Origin of the sequence: Serratia sp. 2C06 (genome assembly GCF_050037615.1) — a bacterium.
Classification (GTDB): Bacteria; Pseudomonadota; Gammaproteobacteria; order Enterobacterales; family Enterobacteriaceae; genus Serratia; species Serratia ureilytica.
The window spans coordinates 2,403,567-2,422,288 of the sequence record NZ_CP188299.1; the positions used below are offsets into that span (position 1 = coordinate 2,403,567).

15 protein-coding genes, 6 tRNA genes and 3 other RNA genes are annotated in these 18,722 nt (G+C 60.0%); 14 read left to right on the plus strand and 10 right to left on the minus strand.

Translation table 11 applies throughout. The annotated features are described in order from the left end of the window. The first annotated feature begins 169 nt into the window (after positions 1-169). The 11 genes from ACP3TA_RS11855 (at position 170) to pnuC (ending at position 3,447) form a co-directional block, all read left to right on the plus strand. Positions 170-245: transfer RNA gene (locus ACP3TA_RS11855), tRNA-Lys, on the plus strand. A gap of 29 nt (positions 246-274) precedes the next feature. Beyond that, positions 275-350, plus strand: a tRNA-Val gene (locus ACP3TA_RS11860). 7 nt (positions 351-357) lie between these two features. Beyond that, positions 358-433: transfer RNA gene (locus tag ACP3TA_RS11865), tRNA-Lys, on the plus strand. A 15-nt stretch (positions 434-448) separates the two neighbouring features. Then, a non-coding RNA gene (locus ACP3TA_RS11870) (RtT sRNA) lies at positions 449-573 on the plus strand. A 152-nt stretch (positions 574-725) separates the two neighbouring features. Beyond that, positions 726-801 (plus strand) — tRNA-Lys (locus ACP3TA_RS11875). A gap of 13 nt (positions 802-814) precedes the next feature. Beyond that, positions 815-924: non-coding RNA, RtT sRNA (locus tag ACP3TA_RS11880), on the plus strand. Positions 925-969: 45 nt separating this feature from the next. Continuing rightward, positions 970-1,045 (plus strand) — tRNA-Val (locus tag ACP3TA_RS11885). 6 nt (positions 1,046-1,051) lie between these two features. Beyond that, a tRNA-Lys gene (locus ACP3TA_RS11890) sits at positions 1,052-1,127 on the plus strand. Positions 1,128-1,201: 74 nt separating this feature from the next. Next, positions 1,202-1,326: non-coding RNA, RtT sRNA (locus ACP3TA_RS11895), on the plus strand. Between the two features lie 313 nt (positions 1,327-1,639). Next, positions 1,640-2,701 (plus strand): quinolinate synthase NadA, encoded by a 1,062-nt coding sequence (nadA, locus tag ACP3TA_RS11900; RefSeq protein ID WP_015376982.1) that lies wholly within the window; start codon positions 1,640-1,642, stop codon positions 2,699-2,701. A gap of 20 nt (positions 2,702-2,721) precedes the next feature. After that, positions 2,722-3,447 carry a nicotinamide riboside transporter PnuC gene (gene pnuC / locus ACP3TA_RS11905; RefSeq protein ID WP_021504601.1) on the plus strand — a complete coding sequence of 242 codons (726 nt, stop codon included), beginning with the start codon at positions 2,722-2,724 and terminating at the stop codon, positions 3,445-3,447. Between the two features lie 35 nt (positions 3,448-3,482). Here the strand turns inward: pnuC and zitB are convergent, their stop codons facing one another. The 3 genes from zitB to ACP3TA_RS11920 are packed head-to-tail and all read right to left on the minus strand — an operon-like array spanning position 3,483 to position 8,247. Beyond that, on the minus strand, positions 3,483-4,445 hold the full coding sequence (zitB, locus tag ACP3TA_RS11910) for a CDF family zinc transporter ZitB (RefSeq protein WP_069100742.1): 963 nt from the start codon (positions 4,443-4,445) through the stop codon (positions 3,483-3,485). Continuing rightward, the gene (locus tag ACP3TA_RS11915) at positions 4,445-7,645 is read right to left on the minus strand and encodes an ATP-binding protein (RefSeq protein WP_197754483.1); all 3,201 of its coding nucleotides are present in this window, start codon (positions 7,643-7,645) and stop codon (positions 4,445-4,447) included. The genes zitB and ACP3TA_RS11915 overlap by 1 nt, the downstream gene beginning before the upstream one ends. Next, positions 7,642-8,247, minus strand: coding sequence for a response regulator (locus ACP3TA_RS11920; RefSeq protein WP_033642206.1), 606 nt, complete (start codon positions 8,245-8,247; stop codon positions 7,642-7,644). Before ACP3TA_RS11920 ends, ACP3TA_RS11915 begins: the two co-directional genes overlap by 4 nt. Before the next feature lie 212 nt (positions 8,248-8,459). On the opposite strand from ACP3TA_RS11920, the gene aroG reads away from it, so the two are divergent. The 3 genes from aroG (at position 8,460) to ACP3TA_RS11935 (ending at position 12,014) form a co-directional block, all read left to right on the plus strand. After that, positions 8,460-9,512: a 3-deoxy-7-phosphoheptulonate synthase AroG gene (gene aroG, locus ACP3TA_RS11925; RefSeq protein ID WP_016928717.1), complete on the plus strand. Its 1,053-nt coding sequence runs from the start codon at positions 8,460-8,462 to the stop codon at positions 9,510-9,512. 266 nt (positions 9,513-9,778) lie between these two features. Beyond that, positions 9,779-10,969 (plus strand): YjgN family protein, encoded by a 1,191-nt coding sequence (locus ACP3TA_RS11930; RefSeq protein ID WP_426784610.1) that lies wholly within the window; start codon positions 9,779-9,781, stop codon positions 10,967-10,969. A 7-nt stretch (positions 10,970-10,976) separates the two neighbouring features. Further along, positions 10,977-12,014 (plus strand): M48 family metallopeptidase, encoded by a 1,038-nt coding sequence (locus tag ACP3TA_RS11935; protein ID WP_046686585.1) that lies wholly within the window; start codon positions 10,977-10,979, stop codon positions 12,012-12,014. A 46-nt stretch (positions 12,015-12,060) separates the two neighbouring features. Here ACP3TA_RS11935 and gpmA read toward each other — a convergent pair whose 3' ends face one another. The 7 genes from gpmA to ACP3TA_RS11970 form a co-directional block, all read right to left on the minus strand. Next, positions 12,061-12,813, minus strand: a complete 753-nt coding sequence (gpmA, locus tag ACP3TA_RS11940) for a 2,3-diphosphoglycerate-dependent phosphoglycerate mutase (protein ID WP_016928714.1) — start codon at positions 12,811-12,813, stop codon at positions 12,061-12,063. 216 nt (positions 12,814-13,029) lie between these two features. Beyond that, a complete protein-coding gene (locus ACP3TA_RS11945; protein ID WP_033642211.1) occupies positions 13,030-13,377 on the minus strand; it encodes a PsiF family protein in 348 nt (115 codons plus the stop codon). A 197-nt stretch (positions 13,378-13,574) separates the two neighbouring features. Continuing rightward, a complete protein-coding gene (galM, locus tag ACP3TA_RS11950) occupies positions 13,575-14,618 on the minus strand; it encodes a galactose-1-epimerase (protein WP_426784611.1) in 1,044 nt (347 codons plus the stop codon). Then, positions 14,612-15,763: a galactokinase gene (gene galK / locus ACP3TA_RS11955; protein ID WP_147839624.1), complete on the minus strand. Its 1,152-nt coding sequence runs from the start codon at positions 15,761-15,763 to the stop codon at positions 14,612-14,614. The genes galM and galK overlap by 7 nt, the downstream gene beginning before the upstream one ends. Next, entirely contained in the window at positions 15,760-16,812 is a 1,053-nt protein-coding gene (galT, locus tag ACP3TA_RS11960) for a galactose-1-phosphate uridylyltransferase (RefSeq protein ID WP_426784612.1), read from the minus strand. The genes galK and galT overlap by 4 nt, the downstream gene beginning before the upstream one ends. Before the next feature lie 284 nt (positions 16,813-17,096). Further along, the gene (locus ACP3TA_RS11965) at positions 17,097-17,915 is read right to left on the minus strand and encodes a CPBP family intramembrane glutamic endopeptidase (protein WP_197799933.1); all 819 of its coding nucleotides are present in this window, start codon (positions 17,913-17,915) and stop codon (positions 17,097-17,099) included. Between the two features lie 167 nt (positions 17,916-18,082). Beyond that, positions 18,083-18,655, minus strand: coding sequence for a cysteine hydrolase family protein (locus ACP3TA_RS11970; protein ID WP_197799931.1), 573 nt, complete (start codon positions 18,653-18,655; stop codon positions 18,083-18,085). Positions 18,656-18,722 lie beyond the last annotated feature (67 nt).

Genomic DNA, 18,722 nt, shown 5'->3' on the forward strand with positions numbered 1-18,722 from the left:
AAATGAGCCCAGAAGTTAGTCGATTTGACCGATTTCTGGGCTCATTCGCGTGAAGAACAAGCAGTTGAACGCATCGGTAAAAAATTTAGGTTGCGCTGCCAAGATAAATTAGTAATATATGCCGCCGTTGCCAAGACATCTTGCAAGATGTTAAAGCGGCAGGGAAATTGGGTCGTTAGCTCAGTTGGTAGAGCAGTTGACTTTTAATCAATTGGTCGCAGGTTCGAATCCTGCACGACCCACCAATTTCTGAAGTAGCAGTAACCACAACAGTGGGTGATTAGCTCAGTTGGTAGAGCATCTCCTTTACACGGAGGGGGTCGGCGGTTCGAGCCCGTCATCACCCACCACTGTTATGGGTCGTTAGCTCAGTTGGTAGAGCAGTTGACTTTTAATCAATTGGTCGCAGGTTCGAATCCTGCACGACCCACCATTCTTTAAGAATGGCTGCGATAGAGAATCGTAAAGGATGAGAACCGTAAAGGTTCGAGTCTCGCGAAGCGAGACAACATCACTCCGGTGATGGCCCGCAAGGGCGAGGCCAAAGGCCGAGTTATCCTGCACGACCCACCATTCTTTAAGAATGGCAGCTTCAGAATCGGTTTGATGTGGCAAAGTAAAGGTCCGAGTCGAGTACCCGTCGAGTTGTCCTGAACATCCCCATCCTTGTTTTCCGCGAGTCGGTTCCAATAACCTATTCGCCATCAGCAGTAAACCACATCAGTGGGTCGTTAGCTCAGTTGGTAGAGCAGTTGACTTTTAATCAATTGGTCGCAGGTTCGAATCCTGCACGACCCACCACTCTTTAATAGAGCAAGGTGTTAAATCGTCAGGATGAGAACCGTAAAGGTTCGAGTCTCGCGAAGCGAGACAACATCACTCCGGTGGTGGCCCGAAGGGCGAGTTATCCTACACGACCCACCATTCTTTGAGTGGACAAGATGTGAAAAATAGCAGTACCACAGCAGTGGGTGATTAGCTCAGTTGGTAGAGCATCTCCTTTACACGGAGGGGGTCGGCGGTTCGAGCCCGTCATCACCCACCACACTGCGGGTCGTTAGCTCAGTTGGTAGAGCAGTTGACTTTTAATCAATTGGTCGCAGGTTCGAATCCTGCACGACCCACCAATTCAGAAAAAAGCGCCTTTTGGCGCTTTTTTCGTTTCTGTAACATCCAAACCTGACCTCATCTTCTCGCCAACATGGTCACCGAGTCGTGCGGGTGAGATCCTGCGTTCAGGTTCGAGCATCGCGCAGCGATACGACAACGCGCAGCGTTGCCCGCAGGGTGAGGCCACAGGCCGAATCAATCCTGCACGACCCACCCATTCAGAAAAAGCGCCTTTTATCGCATCCGCATCACCGCAATCTGAATCCGCTGCTTTCTCGTTTCAACAACACACCGATCGTCATCCCGCGCTTTTTTGAACGGCTATACGTTCTCGCCAAGCGGTTATCCGCTATGAACTGCGCGGGCAATGCCTGTGTTTTTAATCTATTAAACAATAGGTGCGCAAAATTGAAAATATCAGCGGACTTTTCGCGCAATTTTAGGTATTTTGTTTAGTATATAAAACGAAGGGCGTTGCGGCAGGCGATATTCAAATGGCAGGCGCCCAGCCTAGCATGAGATTGCAGCGATGAGTGAAATGTTTGATGTCAACGCGGCGGTGTATCCTTTCCCGCCCAAACCGGTACCGCTGGACGTAGCGGAAAAAGCCTTTTATCGCGAAAAGATCAAAACCTTGCTCAAGCAGCGCAATGCGGTGATGGTCGCCCACTACTATACCGATCCGGAAATCCAGGCGCTGGCGGAAGAAACCGGTGGCTGCGTGGCGGATTCGCTGGAAATGGCGCGCTTCGGCAGCGCCCATCCGGCTTCCACGTTGTTGGTGGCCGGCGTGCGCTTCATGGGGGAGACCGCCAAGATCCTCAGCCCGGAAAAACAGGTGCTGATGCCGACCCTGTTTGCCGAATGTTCGCTTGACCTGGGTTGCCCGGAAGAGGAGTTCCATGCGTTTTGCGACAGCCATCCCGATCGCACCGTGGTGGTCTATGCGAACACCTCGGCGGCGGTCAAAGCGCGCGCCGACTGGGTGGTGACCTCCAGCATCGCCGTCGAACTGATCGAGCATCTGGATAGCCTGGGCGAGAAAATTATCTGGGCGCCGGATCGCCATCTCGGCAGCTACGTGCAGAAGCAGACCGGCGCCGACGTGCTGTGCTGGCAAGGCGCCTGCATTGTCCATGACGAGTTCAAGACCCAGGCACTGCGGCGCATGAAGGCGCTCTATCCGCAGGCGGCTATCCTGGTGCATCCCGAATCGCCTCAGGCGGTGGTCGAGCTGGCGGATGCGGTGGGGTCTACCAGCCAGTTGATTCAGGCGGCGAAAACATTGCCGCATCAACAGCTGATCGTTGCCACCGATCGCGGTATCTTTTACAAGATGCAGCAGGCCTGTCCGGACAAGGAGCTGTTCGAAGCGCCGACCGCCGGAGAAGGCGCGACCTGCCGCAGCTGCGCGCATTGCCCGTGGATGGCGATGAATGGCCTGAAGGCGATTGCCGAAGGGCTGGAGCAGGGGGGCGCACAGCATGAGATCCACGTGGACGCTGCGTTGCGTGAAAAGGCGCTGGTACCGCTGAACCGCATGCTGGATTTCGCCGCTCAGCTTAAGATGCAGGTTAAAGGCAACGCTTAACCGTTTAAAAGGATGACCTCATGAGCTTCTTCAGTACCAGCAATATTCTGGTGCATATTCCGCTTGGCGCGGGCGGTTACGATCTGTCGTGGATCGAAGCCATCGGCACACTGTTCGGGTTGCTGTGCATCTGGTACGCCAGCAAGGAAAAAATCATCAACTACCTGTTCGGCCTGATCAACGTCACGCTGTTCGCGGTGATTTTCTTCCAGATCCAGCTGTACGCCAGCCTGCTGCTGCAGCTGTTCTTCTTCGGCGCCAATATTTACGGTTGGTATGCCTGGAGCCGCCAGACCCAGGATAATCAGGCTGAACTGCAGATCCGCTGGCTGCCGCTGCCGAAAGCGCTGGCTTGGGCGGCGGTCTGCGTCATCGGCATCGGCCTGATGACCTTCAACATCGACCGCGTGTTCGCCTGGCTGACGCAGATTGCGGTGGCGGTGATGCAAGGGCTGGGGCTGAACGTACAGATGCCGACGCTGCAGCCGGACGCCTTCCCGTTCTGGGATTCGGCGATGATGGTGCTGTCCATCGTGGCGATGATCCTGATGACGCGCAAGTACGTGGAAAACTGGCTGCTGTGGGTGGTGATCGATGTCATCAGCGTGGCGATCTTCGCTTACCAGGGCGTTTACGCGATGGCGCTGGAGTACGTCATTCTGACGTTGATCGCGCTGAACGGCTCCTGGCTGTGGATCAAGAGCGCCGGGCGCAACCATTCCAATCCGTTATCTTCCGCTCCGTAACAACGCAGAGGGCGCCGTGATGGCGCCCTCTTGGCTTAGTGGCGATGCCCCAGGTGCGAATGCGCTTCGGCATGTGAGTGTTCACTCGGCTCCGGCGCCCGATTGATACCGCAGTCCGGCGTCTCGCAGTGCCGGTACTCCATCTGAATGGTCACGTGGCCGATCTTGTAGTGTTGCAACAGATAAGCCTGGATGCGTTGCAACAGCCCATCGTGGTCATGTGGCGGGATCACCTGCGCATGCAGCGTCATCAGCTTCTGTTCGCCGATCTGCCAGACGTGTACGTGGTGGATATTGCGCACTTCCGGGATGTTCAGGCACAGGTCTTTTTGCAGCTTGGCGATATCGACCTCCTGCGGCGTGCCTTCCAGCAGCTCGTGGAAGCTCTCCTTCAGCAGCCGCCAGGCGCTGCGCAGCACCAGACAGGAGACCAGCACCGACAGGATCGGGTCAATCGGCGTCCAGCCGGTGGCGAGAATGACGATGGCGGCGACGATGGCGCCCACCGAGCCGAGCAGGTCGCCCAGCACATGCAGCGCGGCCGCCCTCACGTTGATATTTTTCTCTTCGCTGCCGCGATGCAGCAGCCAGAAGGCGAACAGGTTCGCCAGCAGCCCCGCTATGGCGATGATCAGCATCGGAGTACCCATCACCGGCTGTGGTTCGAAGAAACGCCGTATCGCCTCCCACAGGATGAATACCACGATCACCAGTAGCGCCGCGGCGTTGAGGAAGGCCGCCAGGGTGGTCAGGCGCAGATAGCCGAAGGTGTGGCGCGCGTTGGGCTTGCGCTGGGAAAAGTGCACCGCCATCAGCGCCACCAACAGCGCGGCGGCATCGGTCAGCATGTGCCCGGCGTCGGCCAACAGCGCCAGCGAGCCGGACAACAGGCCGCCGGCCACTTCGGCCACCATAAAGACGGCGGTGACTAAAAAAGCGGTCAGTAGGCGTTTACTATTACTGTCTTTCGGCAGGTGTACGTGTGGAGTGTCCGACATTATTCATCCTTATGCATAGCGAAAGTGGGGGCGGCGGCGAGCAGAGCGTCCAGCTCCGGTTCTATCTGCGCCACTGACGCCTTTAATTTAGTATAAGCGGCGGCGGCAAGTTCGCCCCGACGTGCGGTTTCCACCAGTTGCTGGCACAGCCGCGCGGCTTCCGGCAACTGCAGCATCAGCAGGCTGCCCTTGATGCGGTGCGCCGCCTGTTCCAGGCGTGGCCAGTCGCTCGCGGCGACGGCATCCGCGAGCCGCTGCCGGTCTTGCCGCAGCGTATCGCCGAGCGTCTGCGCCAGCCGCTGCAGCATGGCGCGATCGCCGCCCGCCATTTCGGCCAGCGTTTGCCGTAGGTCAGTAAGGACTGACTTTTCTTCCTGAGCCTGCGGTTGCTGAGCCAATACCTGGCCGATCGCCGTCAGCGAAATCGGCTTGGTCAGGAAGTGATCGATCGCCACCAGCCCCGGCGGGATGCGGGTAAACTCCTGCACGTCCGCCGAACAGAGCACGATGCGGCAAGGCGGGCGCTGCAGCCGCTGTTCGTCGCGCCGGATCAGCCTGGCCAGCGTCAGGCCGTCCGGGCGCGGCATGTTATAGTCGATAAACAGCAGGTCAAACGGCTGCCGTCGCTGGGCCTTCAGCAGCGCATAGCCTTGTTCGAAGCGGGCGGGTTGCTGCCCGAAGTGGCGCAGTTGGCGTTCCAGCAGCAACAAATTGGTGGGATGATCGTCGATCAGCGCGGTACGCAAGGCGGAAGACGGCAGAGCAAAGGTGTGCTCCTCCTGGGCGCCAGTCGGCGCGTCGCCGCTCAGCTCGACCGGTATCACTACCTCGACGCGGGTGCCGACGCCCGGCTGCGAGTGCAGCTCTATGCGGCCGCCCATCTGTTCGACGATTTCTTTGCAGATAGAGAGGCCCAAACCGGTACCTTGCACCGAGATGCGTTGCGCGCCGCGCGCGCGGTAAAACGGTTGAAACAGCTTGCCTACTTCATCGGCGGCGATGCCGCAGCCGCTGTCGTTCACCGTTAACTGCAACTCTCCCCGTCGTTCATCCTGCGCGCGCCAGCCAACTTCGACCTGAATGGTTCCGCGCGTCGTGAACTTTATCGCATTGTTTATCAGGTTGTTAGCCACCTGAAGTAAACGCTCACCATCAATGACCACCGCCTCCGGCAGCGCCGGATCCGCCGCCACTTTCAACGTCAACGGCCGTTCGCCGATAAGCGGCCGGTAAAGGGCGTCGATGCGCGCGACCCAGGGGCGCAGCGCCACCGGTTTTGGCGCCAACGTCAACGACCCGGTTTCCAGTCGGGCGTGATCCTGCAGGTCGTTGAGTAGGTTGAGCAGCGATGAGGCCGAACTGTAAATCACCGGCAGGCCTTCCGGCGCCGGTTGGCGTTTGAGCTCCAGTTCCAGCAGGCCAAGGATGGCGTGCATCGGCGTGCGCAGTTCATGGCTGACGGTGGCGAGGAATTTGCTCTTCATGCGGTTTTCCGCTTCGGCGCGGCGGCGCGCCTGCTCGAGCTCCTCGCGTTCGCGTTTTTCACGGCGCTGCAGCATGAAACGGCGCAGCGTCAGCGCCAACAGCAACACGGTGGCGGCGGCCAACAGCGCCAGCAGCCAGGTGGTCTGCGGCGGCATGCGGTTGTCGTTCACCGCGTCGATAAGGTTGCTGCGGTCGACGATCCACTCGTCGCGCAGCGATTGCAGGGTATCCGCCGGGATCTGCATCAGGTTCTTATCGAGGATCGCCAGCAGCAGCGGCTGATCGCGGCGTACGCCGAAGGCTACCGGATAGGGGATGTTGTTGGCGGCGAAGGCCAGTTTGATGGCGCCGGAATAGCGCGACAGCGCCAAAAAGTTGGCGGAAATGACGTTATCCACCAGCGCATCCAACTGGCCGTTGGCCAGCGCGTCGTACATCGACTTGCTGTCGGCGAAGCTGACGGTCTGTTCCTGCTCCGGCACCAGCCCCTGAGCCAAATCGCCCTGCAGCACGCCGATGCGCTTGCCGGCCAGATCGCTCCAGGTCGAGACGCCGTTGGCATACTGGCCGACGTAAACGCCCCACAGCGAACGGTGGATCGGCATGCTGGCGCCATAGCGCGCCTTGACGCCGCGCGCCAGCGGCAGGGCGGCGCGGAAGCTGGCCTGGCCGGATTGCACCAGCTGATCGGCCTGCTCGGCGTTGCGCGCCCACAGCGGCGCGAAACGCAGCCCGGTGTTTTGCGCGATGATGTTGAGAATATCGATGGCGTAGCCGCGCGGCTGGCCGTCGGAACCGCGGTAGGCGAACGGGAAGTTGTTCTCGATGGCGGCGTAGTAAACCACGCGGTGGCTCGCCACCCAATTCTTCTCCATCGTCGTCAGATCGGCATTGCCGGTATCGAGGTAGCTGGGGATCTTTTTGCTCCAGCGGCTCTGCAGGGCATTCATCAGTTCCATCGGCGCGTCGGCGATGGCGGTGTCCAGCGTGTCTATCAGGCGCGGATCGGCGGCGGCGAACACGAAGGACAGGTTGCCCAGGTTCTCGTTGCTTTCAATTTGATAGAGCTGGCCGAGCTGCAGCTGGTCGATGATAAAGCTGGCGCTGGCCTCGTCGGCGATAAAGTAGTCGCTGCTGCCGTTGAGCAGCGAATAGACCGCCTGCAGGTTGTTGTCGTAGCGCTGGATCTGCGACGCCACCGCCTGCAGGGCGCCGCCGGACTGCATGTCGGTCAGCGCGCCGATCGCGACGCGGGCGTTGGCGGAATTGAGCATCACCGGCCTATCGTTGCTGCGATCGCGCAATACGCGCAGGTTGCTGATGTAGTAAGGCTGGGAGATCTCCAGCCCGTGCAGCGCTTCGCTCTGCGGGATGCCGTACAGCAGGTCGACCTTGCCGTCGTGCAGCGCCTGTTCCAGCTGGGTCAGATCGGCGAAGCCGTAAATGGCGAAGCGGATGCCGGTCACCTGCTGGATATAGCCGAGGTAGTCGGCGTTCAGCCCATACAGATCGTCGTCCACGATGATGTTGTACGGGCTGGTGTTCTCACTGATGATACCGACGCGCAGCGTGCGATCGCGCCAGGGATTTTTCTCGCCGACGATCAGCATATTCTCGGGGGTATTCAGGTTGCTGACCAGCTGATAGCGCACCGGCTCCGCCGCCTGCGCCAGGCCGCACCACAGGATCAGCAGCAGCAGGGCGCGGCGCATCATGGCGCCAGCTCTTTAAACACCGCCACCAGTTCCAGCAGGTTGCCGGCGCCGGTTTTGCGCTGGATGTTTTTTTTGTGCGTGCTGACAGTCTTGTTGCTGATGTGCAGCCGGTCGGCGATCTGCAGGTTGGACAGCCCCTGGCTCAGCAAGCCCAGCACCTCGAGCTCCTTAGGGGTGAGCAGCCCGCCGTCCGCCGTCGGCGCCTCTTCGGCCAGCGCGGCGGCGGGGAAGCTGATTTCACCGTCCAGCACCTGTTCGATCGCCTGCACCAACTCCGCCAGCGAGCTGCCTTTATTGACGAAACCGTCGGCGCCGGCGGCATGCGCCATGCGCGCATAGACATCGGCTTCCTGCGCGGTATAGATCAGGATCTTTTGTTGCGGATAGCGGCGGCGGATTTTTTTCAACAGCTGCAGCCCGTCGACCTGCGGCAGGCCGATATCCAGGATCACCAGGCCGAAAGCGGCCTCGGCCAGCAGGGCCAGCGCCTGTACGTCATCCTGCGCCGCCTGCAGGCGGTAGGGGCGGGATGATTTCATTAGCGCCGCTTCCAGTGCGACATGAACCACCGGGTGGTCATCAACTAATAGCAGAGAGGGCATGTTCAACTCGGGTCACTTTATATTCTGATCGCTAGCATAGCGAAAAAGGAGGCTCTGCGCTCGCCAGATGAAACAGCACAATCTGCTGTTAATTTGGCAGTTCCAGCGGCGGGGGGCAAAGGTGATTTACAGCGCCATTCTCACAGGCTAGATTGTTGGGATCTACACCGTTACGCACTGCGAAATACTCCACGATACCGAATGGAAAAGCTATGAATTACCAAAACGACGATTTACGCATTAATGATATTAAGGAACTCCTGCCGCCGGTGGCTTTGCTGGAGAAATTCCCGGCCACTGAACGCGCGGCAAAGACGGTGTCCCAGGCCCGCAGCGCAATTCACAATATCCTCCGCGGCAGCGACGATCGCCTGTTGGTGGTAATTGGCCCTTGCTCCATCCATGATACCCAAGCCGCCAAAGAGTACGCGGGGCGCCTGCTGGCGCTGCGTGAAGAACTGAGCGGCGAGCTGGAAGTGGTGATGCGCGTGTACTTCGAAAAACCGCGCACCACCGTGGGCTGGAAAGGCCTGATCAACGATCCGCAAATGGACAACAGCTTCAACATCAACGACGGCCTGCGCCTGGCGCGCAAACTGCTGGTGGAGATCAACGACAGCGGTCTGCCGGCCGCCGGCGAATTCCTCGACATGATCACGCCGCAGTACCTGGCGGATCTGATGAGCTGGGGCGCCATCGGCGCGCGCACCACGGAATCGCAGGTGCACCGTGAACTGGCCTCTGGTCTCTCTTGCCCGGTCGGTTTCAAGAATGGCACCGACGGCACCATCAAGGTGGCGATCGACGCCATCAACGCCGCCGGCGCGCCGCACTGCTTCCTGTCGGTGACCAAGTGGGGCCACTCGGCGATCGTTAACACCAGCGGCAACGGCGACTGCCACATTATTCTGCGCGGCGGCAAAGAGCCAAACTACAGCGCGGCGCACGTGAAGGACGTCAAAGCCGGCCTGAGCAAAGCCGGGCTGCCTGCGCAGGTGATGATCGACTTCAGCCACGCCAACAGCAGCAAACAGTTCAAAAAGCAGATGGACGTGAGCGCTGACGTGTGCGGGCAGATTAGCGGCGGTGAAAAAGCGATCATCGGCGTGATGATCGAAAGTCACCTGGTGGAAGGCAACCAGAACCTCGAAAGCGGCGAACCGCTGGTTTACGGCAAGAGCGTCACCGACGGCTGCATCGGCTGGCAGGACACCGAAACCGTGCTGCGCGATCTGGCGGCGGCGGTGAAAGCGCGCCGCGGATAACCGCAAACAATGACAAGGGCCCGATAACGGGCCCTTGTTTTATCCTTGCCATTGCACTTCTCTATATTCCACGACTTTAAGGCTTACAGTTAATAGGCCAATTAAGTCCTTAAGCGACCCTCTTCGCATTATTCCTATTTAATAAAAGAATAATTGTCACCGCTCTCGGCATTGTGCTTATATAAGACGCTTTTTTATTCCATAAACCCCGCAGGCCTAATAAGTGGGGAGTGGTATGACCTTATTCCTTTCAGGATGAAAGAATTATGACAAACAATACCTCGCAGCCGCTGGGGCTGCACCGGATTAAATTCCATGGGAAAGGTGGTGAGTACTTCGCTATTTGGTTAGTCAACGCGTTATTGACCGCTCTGACCCTGGGCATCTATTCCGCCTGGGCGACGGTGCGTCGTCGTCGCTATTTTTACGGCAACACGGAATTGGACGGCGATCGTTTCGATTATCATGCGCAGCCGCTGCAAATTCTGAAAGGACGGCTGTTGGTGATCGGCGGCATCATCGTATTTTATTTCCTGCTGGCGGTGACGCCATTGCTGGGGCTGTTGGCGCTGCTGGTATTGCTTGCCCTGTTGCCGTGGATCGTTATCCGCAGCTGGCGCTACAATGCGATTATGTCGAGCTATCGCGGCGTGCGCTTTAATTATGTCTGCCGCACCGGGCGCGCCTATTGGGCTTTGCTATTCTGCCCGTTATTGCTGATTATCGGACTGTATGTCGGTCTGATCGTCTTGCTCGGCATTGGCAGCGGTCTTGGCAGCATCAACGCCATCGCATTTATGCTGGTGCTGACGCTGATTTTGGCCGTGCCGGCATTTGCGGCGGTAAACGGCATTATTAGCGCACTGCAGCATGATTTGTACGTTAATAACCTGTTTTTCGGGAACACGCCGTTTATTGCCGGACTGAAGAAATCGGCCTTTATCAAATTTGCCTTGATCGGCCTGCTCATATTCCTGCCGTTCATGTTGGTCGCGCTGGTGTGCATCGGTTCGTTCTTCTTTACCCTCTATCAGATGGTGTTGATGGGCATGTTGACCAACGAAGCCATCGATGTGCTGGTGCTGGACAATATCAGCAGCCTTCTGCTGATGATGGTGGTGCTGCTGATCGGCGCCCTGGTGGCCAGCAGCTACCAGGTTGTCGCCCAACGCAACTACCTGTTTAACCAGGCAAGGCTGAACGGCGACATCAAGCTGCATTCCTCAATGAAAACGCTGCCGTACATGGGATTGTTGATCACCAATACCCTGATTACCCTGTTCTCGCTCGGTTTGGCGGCGCCGGTGGCGGAAGTGCGTCATGCCCGTTATCTGGCGGCGTGCACGGCGGTTGAAGGCGATCTGGCGCTGCTGGACATTACGGCGCATCAGGAAACCGCCAACAGCGCGGTGGCCGAAGAAGCGGTGCAGGCGCTGGATCTGGGCGGCAGCTTCTGAGGCGCCGATGATCCTTGAAGGCGCTTATCAGTTGCCGGGGCGGGCCGCACGTGAGGCGGCTCGTCTGCTGGTGAACGAAAGCGGCGAAGGCGTGACGTTGCAGCGGCAGGATGAACAGCGTTACATCCCGCTGACGGACATCACCGTTTCTGCCGCGCTGGGCAATATTCCGCTGACGCTTACCTTCAAGGGCGGCGGGCGTTTTGTGCCCGATGACGACGCGGCCTTTCGCCGCTGGTTCTATCAGCGCCGTTCGCCGGGTTGGGTGCATCGCCTGGAACGCCATAAACGCGGCGTCGCCCTGGCGCTGCTGATGACGCTGCTGGCGGTAGTGACTTACGTTTACGTGGTGCTGCCGTGGGCGAGCAGCGAGATCGCCATGCGCATCCCCACCTCGGTGGAACAGAAGCTGGGCGAACATACGCAGACGTTCTTGGAGCAGAGTGGCTTCGCGCCCTCGGCACTGCCGGCCGAACGGCAACGGGCGCTGCAGCAGCTGTTCCGGCAGGTGATGCCGGCCGACATGCGCCAAGAGCGCACGCCGCTCTCGCTGAAGTTGATGGCGGCGCCCGGCGCGCCGAACGCCTTTATGTTGCCGGACGGCACGCTGGTGCTCAGCGATAGCCTGGTCACCTTGTCGAAAAACGACGATGGCTTGGCGGCGGTGATGCTGCACGAAATGGGGCATCACGCTTATCGCCATCCGATGCGCATGTTGGTGCGCTCGTCACTGGTGGCATTGACGCTGATGTGGATGACGGGTGACGTCAGCGGCATCGGCGACACGTTGCTGCAGTCCGCATCCTTCGTAAATGAGATGCAGTTTTCTCGCGGGATGGAGCGTGAGGCGGATGCGTTTGCGATAGCGGAAATGCAGCGCCAGGGGCGTTCGCTGGCGGAAATGGCGGCGATCTACCGCGCGTTGGCGCAGGCGCCTGAACGAGAAAAGACCGATGACTGGGCGCTGCCTGCCTGGCTCAGCACTCATCCGGCGATGCAGGAACGGCTGGATGCGGTAAATGAGGCGATGGCGCAGCAGAAATAAAAAAGCCCCCGGTGAAAACCGGGGGCTTTTTTGTGAACCGGCGAAATTACTTCGCTTTACCCTGGTTCGCCACGGCCGCCGCTTTTGCAGCGATCTCATCGGCGTTACCCAGGTAGTAACGTTTGGTTGGCTTGAAGTTCTCGTCGAACTCATACACCAACGGCACGCCGGTTGGGATGTTCAGCTCGAGGATTTCGTCTTCGCTCAGGTTATCCAGGTATTTCACCAGCGCGCGCAGCGAGTTGCCGTGCGCCGCAACGATCACGCGTTCGCCGCTCTTGATGCGTGGCAGGATCTCTTCGTCCCAGTAAGGGATAACGCGATCGATGGTCAGCGCCAGGCTTTCGGTCAGCGGCAGCTCTTGCTCGCTCAGCGAGGCGTAGCGCGGATCGTGGCCAGGGTAACGTTCGTCTTCTTTGGTCAGCTCCGGCGGGGTCACCGCGAAGCCGCGACGCCATTGTTTCACTTGCTCGTCGCCGTATTTTTCAGCGGTTTCGGCTTTGTTCAGACCCTGCAGCGCGCCGTAGTGACGTTCGTTCAGCTTCCAGGATTTTTCGGTTGGCAACCAGGCCTGATCCAGCTCGTCGAGGATGTTCCACAGGGTGTGGATCGCGCGCTTCAGTACGGAGGTGTAAGCGAAGTCGAAAGTGAAACCTTCTTCTTTCAACAGCTTGCCTGCTGCTTTCGCTTCGGTGCGGCCCTTGTCGGACAGATCAACATCATACCAACCGGTGAAGCGGTTTTCTTGGTTCCACTGGCTTTCGCCGTGACGCACCAGAACCAGCTTAGTTACAGCCATAGCTTAACTCCTTAATAATCTGACATTTCAATGATAACGAAAATCATTATATTGCCGCGGGCCGGGGCTCGGCAATCGATAGTGTCTAACCATAGCCAATTTCTTGCCGCAAAGTAAGGGCTGGAGAAAGGAAAAAGCTGAATCGTTCAGGCTGGGGCGGAAGGGGGAGAAACGGCGCGTCGGAATCGCTTCGGACGCGCCGTGGCAGAGGGAAAATCAGGCCGATTTTTTCAGGCAGTTGCTCATGAAGGTTTTACGCGCGTCGCCCTTCAGATCCTTGGTTTTGGCGTCGGCGTTGCAGCTTTTCATCTTCTGCTGCTGCGGCGTCAGGGTTTTGCCCGTTGCAGCGGCGCCTTCGGATTTCAGACAGGTGCTCATAAAGGTGGAGCGGTCCGCGCCTTTCAGCGACTTGGTGGATGCCTGCTGGTTGCAATCGGTCATGCGTTTCTGTTGGGCCGCCTGCGCCGGCGAAGGCGTTTTCGTCGCCGTCGTCGCGTCGGCCGCCATCAGATTGGTGCTCAGCATTAAGCCCGCCAGCAATGGAAGTGCAGTAATCAGACGCATAGGTGTTCCTTCAGCTATTGATTGGCCGCCATCGGCCGAAAATTGTGACGTTGCACAAGGCGTTGTGCTTATCACGGTAGCCTGAGTGTAGTGCGCGCTTTGGAATAAGGGAAGGTGGGCGCCGGCGGGGGGATAGGGCTAAAAGGTAAGCATTTATAACAAATCGCCCCCGGCCGCACGGCGAGGGGCATGGCGGGTTAGATAGGATAAAACTGATAATGCGTGGCGCTGCGGTAGCGGCTCCCCGGCTGCAGCCAGCAATCCGGCTGCGGCCACTCGGGATGGTGCGGGCTGTCCGGCAAAAACTCGCTTTCCAGCGCCACGCCGGCATGGTTGGCATAGCTGCCGCCGTCGCGCGCCGGCGTGCCGGCCAGAAAATTGCCGCTGTAGAGTTGCAGCGCAGGCGCGTCGGTGAACACGCTCATTTGCACCTGCCCGTCGGCGGACCATAAATGGGCCGCCGGGCTTTCCAGCGCGCCGCAGATGCGGTGCAACAGAAAGGCGTGATCGTAGCCGTTGACCCGCTGTTGGTCGCGATCGCGCAGGAAATCCTGCAGCAGCGTTTTCGGTTGACGAAAATCCATGCCGCTGCCGTCCACCGGCGTCAGCTCGGCGCAGGGAATGCCCTCGGCGTCGACGGGCAGATAGCGATCGGCGAACAGCTGCAGCCGTTGGGCGCGGGCGTCGGTGCCGGGGCCGTCCAGATTGAAATAGGCGTGGTTGGTCAGGTTGACCGGGCAGGGGCGATCGACCTGCGCCAGATAGCTGATTTCCAGACGATTATCGGGGGTCAGGCGGTAGCAAACCTGCACGTTGAGATTGCCGGGGAAGCCCTGATCGCCATCCGCTGAATGCAGCGCATAGCAGACCTGCTGCGCATCGTGCTGTACCCGGCGCCAGCGGCGGGCATGGAAGCCGTCGGGGCCGCCGTGCAGCTGGTGGGCGCCCTGATTGGCGGCCAGCGCATGGGGTTTCCCGTCGATGGGCAGACTGGCGTTGGCGATGCGGTTGGCGTAACGGCCGACGGTGGCGCCCAGATAGGCGCCCTGACGTTGGTAGTCCGCCGGGCTGCGGCAGCCGAGAAGCAGCTCGCGGCTTTCACCGGATTTGAGCGGCAAGACGGCGGACAGCCAGGTGGCGCCCCAGTCCATCAGCGTGACCGTCATGCCGCCGGCGTTTTGCAGCTGCGTCAGCTGATAAGGTTGCCCATCGGGGGCGAGTGCCGCCGTTGCCGTCAGCATAGGCCGGCGCCTTGCGAAGCCTGGCAGACATAGAAGGTTTCCCGCAATCCGCCGGTTTGCCGCGGATACTCGTGCGCCACGGCGGCACGCACCGTCTCCACGAGATCTTGCGGTATCAGCGCGACGATGCAGCCGCCAAAGCCGCCGCCGGTCATGCGCACGCCGCCGCGTGGGCCGATCGTCGCTTTGACGATCTCGACCAGCTTATCGATCGGCGGCACGGTGATTTCAAAGTCGTCGCGCATCGAGGCGTGCGACTCCGCCATCAGCCGGCCCATGCGCTGCAGATCGCCGGCCGCCAGCGCCTCGGCCGCTGCCAGCGTGCGGGCGTTCTCGCTGATCACATGGCGCGCGCGTTTGGCTACTAACGGATCGAGCTGGTGTTGACGCGCCTCAAACTGTTCGGGGCTGACGTCGCGCAGCGCCTTGACGCCGAAGAACCGCGCCGCTTCCTCGCACTGTTTGCGGCGGGTGTTGTATTCGCTGTCCACCAGCCCGCGTTGCACATTGGAGTTGACGATCACCACCGCGACGTTGTCCGGCATCGGTACCGCACGGGTTTCCAGCGAGCGGCAGTCGATCAGCAGAGCGCTGTCGCGCCGGCCGAGCGCGGAGATCAGCTGGTCCATGATACCGCAGTTGCAGCCGACGAATTGGTTCTCCGCCTCCTGGCCGTTCAGCGCCAGCGCTACGCCGTCCAGCGGCAGCTGATAGAGCGCCTGCAGCGCCTGGCCCACCGCCACTTCCAGTGCGGCGGAGGAGCTGAGCCCCGCCCCTTGCGGTACATTCCCGGCGATCACCAGATCCGCGCCGCCGAAGTCGGCGCTGCGGCGCTGAAGGTGCTTCACCACGCCGCGCACATAGTCGGACCAGCGCTGATCGGGGTGGCTGACGATCGGATCGTCGAGCGAGAATTGATCCTGCTGATTCTGATAATCGGCGGCGAGTACGCGGATCTGGCGGTCGTCGCGCTTGGCGCAGGCTATGACGGTTTGATAATCGATGGCGCAGGGCAGCACGAAGCCGTCGTTGTAATCGGTATGCTCGCCGATCAGGTTCACCCGCCCCGGCGCCTGGATGGTCAACGCCGGCGCGTAGCCGAAGTGTTCGGTAAACAGGGAATGGGTAAGCGGTTTCAGGCTCATGCTTGGGCTCCGGCTTCACGGTAATGAATATCGCTGACGGCGCGCAGACGCGCTGCGGCCTGTTCGGCGGTCAGGTCGCGCTGGGTTTCCGCCAGCATCTCGTAACCGACCATAAATTTGCGCACGCTGGCTGAACGCAGCAGCGGCGGATAGAAATGGGCGTGCAGCTGCCAGTGCCGGTTGTCGGCGCCATTGAACGGCGCGCCGTGCCATCCCATCGAATAGGGGAACGAGCACTGGAACAGGTTGTCGTAGCGGCTGGTCAGCTTCTTCAGCGCCAGCGCCAGATCGCGGCTTTGCGCCGCGCTGAGATCGGTGATGCGCTGCACCGCCGTTTTCGGCAGCAGCAGCGTTTCAAACGGCCAGGCGGCCCAGTAGGGCACCACCGCCAGCCAGTGTTCGGTGTTCACCACGATGCGTTCGCCTGCGGCCAGCTCGCGCTGCGCATAGTCCAGCAGCAGCGGGGAGGCATGTTCCCGGAAATAGTCGTGTTGCAGGCGATCTTCGCGTTCGGCCTCGTTCGGCAGAAAACTGTTGGCCCAGACCTGCCCGTGCGGGTGCGGGTTGGAGCAGCCCATCGCCGCGCCTTTGTTTTCGAACAGTTGCACCCAGGGGTAGTGCTTGCCCAGCTCCTCGGTTTGCGCCTGCCAGGCGGTGACCACCTGCTCCAGCGCCGGCAGCGTCAGTTCGGGCAGGGTCTTGCTGTGATCGGGAGAGAAACAGATAACCCGGCTGACGCCGCGCGCGCTCTGGCTGCGCATCAGCGGATCGTGGCTGTCGGGCGCCGGCGGCGTATCGCTCATCAGCGCGGCGAAATCGTTGGTAAAGACATAGGTGCCGCGATATTCCGGATTGCGATCGCCGGTGACGCGCGCATTGCCCGGGCACAGGAAACAGTCGGGATCGTGCGTCGGCAGCGTTGCCGTGGGGACGCTCTCCTGTTGGCCCTGCCAGGGGCGCTTGGCGCGGTGCGGTGAGACCAGCACCCACTGGCCGCTCAGCGGGTTAAAGCGGCGGTGCGGATGGTCGATAGGGTTAAATTCCGTCATACGGTTCCTTTCTTGGCGTCGACGAGGGTGTAATCGCTTCCAATTACCGTCTTGATACGCCCATTGCTGAACAGGGAGTGGTCAATGCGCAAAAAGATAGCATGGCTACAGCGATAAAAAGGTGATCCAACGCGAAAAATGGAATCGTTTACACTTCGATGAAAAGCGCCGGACAGGCGGCGTAAAGCAGCATGCAAAGCGGTTGATGGCGGGGCGGTGAGGCGCTTGTGATAGCGTTTTCATCCAGCCACCGGCAGAGAAGCGCTCTCTGCCGGCGTCAGACGTTAGGGATGCTGATACAGCGGGTAGGTGAAGAACAGCAGATGGGTCAGGTTCAGTCCGAAATGGAACAGAATCGGCACCCACAGACGGCCGCTCCACATCCACGCCAGGCCGTAGATCACCCCGGCGAGGGTCGCGAAGATCACCATCAGCGTACCGCCCGCCAGATGCGCGGCGCCGAACACCAGGGAGGCGACGATCAGCGCCGGCCAGGCCCCCAGCCACTGGCTGAGGCGCTGCTGCAGGTAGCCGCGAAACAGCGCTTCTTCGGCCATGCAGACGAAGAACAGGTTCGCCATAACGAAGGGCAGGATCCAGGCGGGCGCATGCAGCTCGATTTTTAAGCCGCCCAGCGACACCGCCAGCAGCAACAGCGCCGGCACGGCCAGCAGCAGCGCAATCCAGCCCGCCTTGCCGCCGTTGCCGCCGCGTTCGGCGGAAAACAATGTGGGCAAGCAGGCGAACAGCAGGAACGGCACCATCGCCTTGTCGAAGTTGTAATACATGGTGAACGGCGCGCTGAGCGGGCCGGCTTTCTCGCCGTCGATCATCAGCTGGTTGTGGATGCCCGGCACCAGATGCAAGAACAGCGCTACGCAGCCGGCGACCACCAACCCTTCGAACACGATCGTCAGATTACGCTGCGCGCGAAAATGGTGACGCAGCCCGGCCAACGCTACGATCGCCAGCAGATAACCCAGGCTGAGCGGCGTAAGTACCCCATGATAAAGCCCCATGCCTGCCGAGGCAGCCAGGATCACCCAGGCTATCAGCCGATTAAACGGCAAGAAAAATAACGAAGCAGCCAGTACGCCCCACATAATATGTCCCTTTAAAATATGTACACGGCGCTCAGCGCCTTTGCGGCGTGCGATGATGGCGAAATTGAGCGCTAAAGCGGATAGTAGCACACCCAAATGACGCTAAAGGTCGGGGCAGTGACGGATTTGTGCATGATGCCGGCCCACACGACCGGCGACAACGCGGGTCAGCCTTTCATCCAGGCCTGCGAACGGGTGATTTCGGCCAGATTTTGCAAGGTATCGAGGCTTTGTTGGTGGATTTCCTGCGTGGGAGCCGCGCACAGGTCGTGCAGCACGGTCACCTGAAAGCCGGCGTCGTGCGCCTGACGCGCGGTGCTCTCGATGGCGAGCGGCGTGCTGACGCCCGCCAGCAGTAGATGATGGCACCGATGCTGCCGCAGCCAGGCTAACAAATTGTTACCGGAGAAGGCGCTGACCGCCGTTTTTTCAAATAGCAGATCGCTCTCTTCCTGATGCAGTTCGGGCAGCCAGCGGCAGCCCGGGCCATTTAGCCGCAGCGCGCCTATCTGTTTCAAATGGTTGAACAGCGGCGAGTGGGGCGGGATGTCATGATAATCGTCGGCGAATCCCACCCGCACCCAGATCACCGGGATTTTTCGCACCCGGGCGTAGGCCGCGGCGGCATTGACGTTGGCGAGCAGGTGGGTCGCCGCCACCTGTTCACGGCAGTGGTTGGCGCGGCCTTTGGGCCCGATAAGATCCTCGATCAGGTCGATGATAATCAACGCAGCGGACATGGCGTCTCCAGAAAATGGCCTTCTTTCTTTCTATGATAAAAGGCCAAATGTGATGTGCTGCGGTGAA

What these genes read in the sequence shown, in the direction of transcription:
- gpmA (WP_016928714.1), bottom strand. Translation starts at nt 12,813, where the DNA reads ATGGCTGTAACTAAGCTGGTTCTGGTGCGTCACGGCGAAAGCCAGTGG.
- ACP3TA_RS11965 (WP_197799933.1), bottom strand. Translation starts at nt 17,915, where the DNA reads ATGTGGGGCGTACTGGCTGCTTCGTTATTTTTCTTGCCGTTTAATCGG.
- zitB (WP_069100742.1), bottom strand. Translation starts at nt 4,445, where the DNA reads ATGTCGGACACTCCACACGTACACCTGCCGAAAGACAGTAATAGTAAA.
- galM (WP_426784611.1), bottom strand. Translation starts at nt 14,618, where the DNA reads ATGCTGACGGCAACGGCGGCACTCGCCCCCGATGGGCAACCTTATCAG.
- nadA (WP_015376982.1), top strand. Translation starts at nt 1,640, where the DNA reads ATGAGTGAAATGTTTGATGTCAACGCGGCGGTGTATCCTTTCCCGCCC.
- galK (WP_147839624.1), bottom strand. Translation starts at nt 15,763, where the DNA reads ATGAGCCTGAAACCGCTTACCCATTCCCTGTTTACCGAACACTTCGGC.
- ACP3TA_RS11970 (WP_197799931.1), bottom strand. Translation starts at nt 18,655, where the DNA reads ATGTCCGCTGCGTTGATTATCATCGACCTGATCGAGGATCTTATCGGG.
- ACP3TA_RS11935 (WP_046686585.1), top strand. Translation starts at nt 10,977, where the DNA reads ATGATCCTTGAAGGCGCTTATCAGTTGCCGGGGCGGGCCGCACGTGAG.
- ACP3TA_RS11930 (WP_426784610.1), top strand. Translation starts at nt 9,779, where the DNA reads ATGACAAACAATACCTCGCAGCCGCTGGGGCTGCACCGGATTAAATTC.
- pnuC (WP_021504601.1), top strand. Translation starts at nt 2,722, where the DNA reads ATGAGCTTCTTCAGTACCAGCAATATTCTGGTGCATATTCCGCTTGGC.
- ACP3TA_RS11920 (WP_033642206.1), bottom strand. Translation starts at nt 8,247, where the DNA reads ATGCCCTCTCTGCTATTAGTTGATGACCACCCGGTGGTTCATGTCGCA.
- ACP3TA_RS11915 (WP_197754483.1), bottom strand. Translation starts at nt 7,645, where the DNA reads ATGATGCGCCGCGCCCTGCTGCTGCTGATCCTGTGGTGCGGCCTGGCG.
- galT (WP_426784612.1), bottom strand. Translation starts at nt 16,812, where the DNA reads ATGACGGAATTTAACCCTATCGACCATCCGCACCGCCGCTTTAACCCG.
- aroG (WP_016928717.1), top strand. Translation starts at nt 8,460, where the DNA reads ATGAATTACCAAAACGACGATTTACGCATTAATGATATTAAGGAACTC.
- ACP3TA_RS11945 (WP_033642211.1), bottom strand. Translation starts at nt 13,377, where the DNA reads ATGCGTCTGATTACTGCACTTCCATTGCTGGCGGGCTTAATGCTGAGC.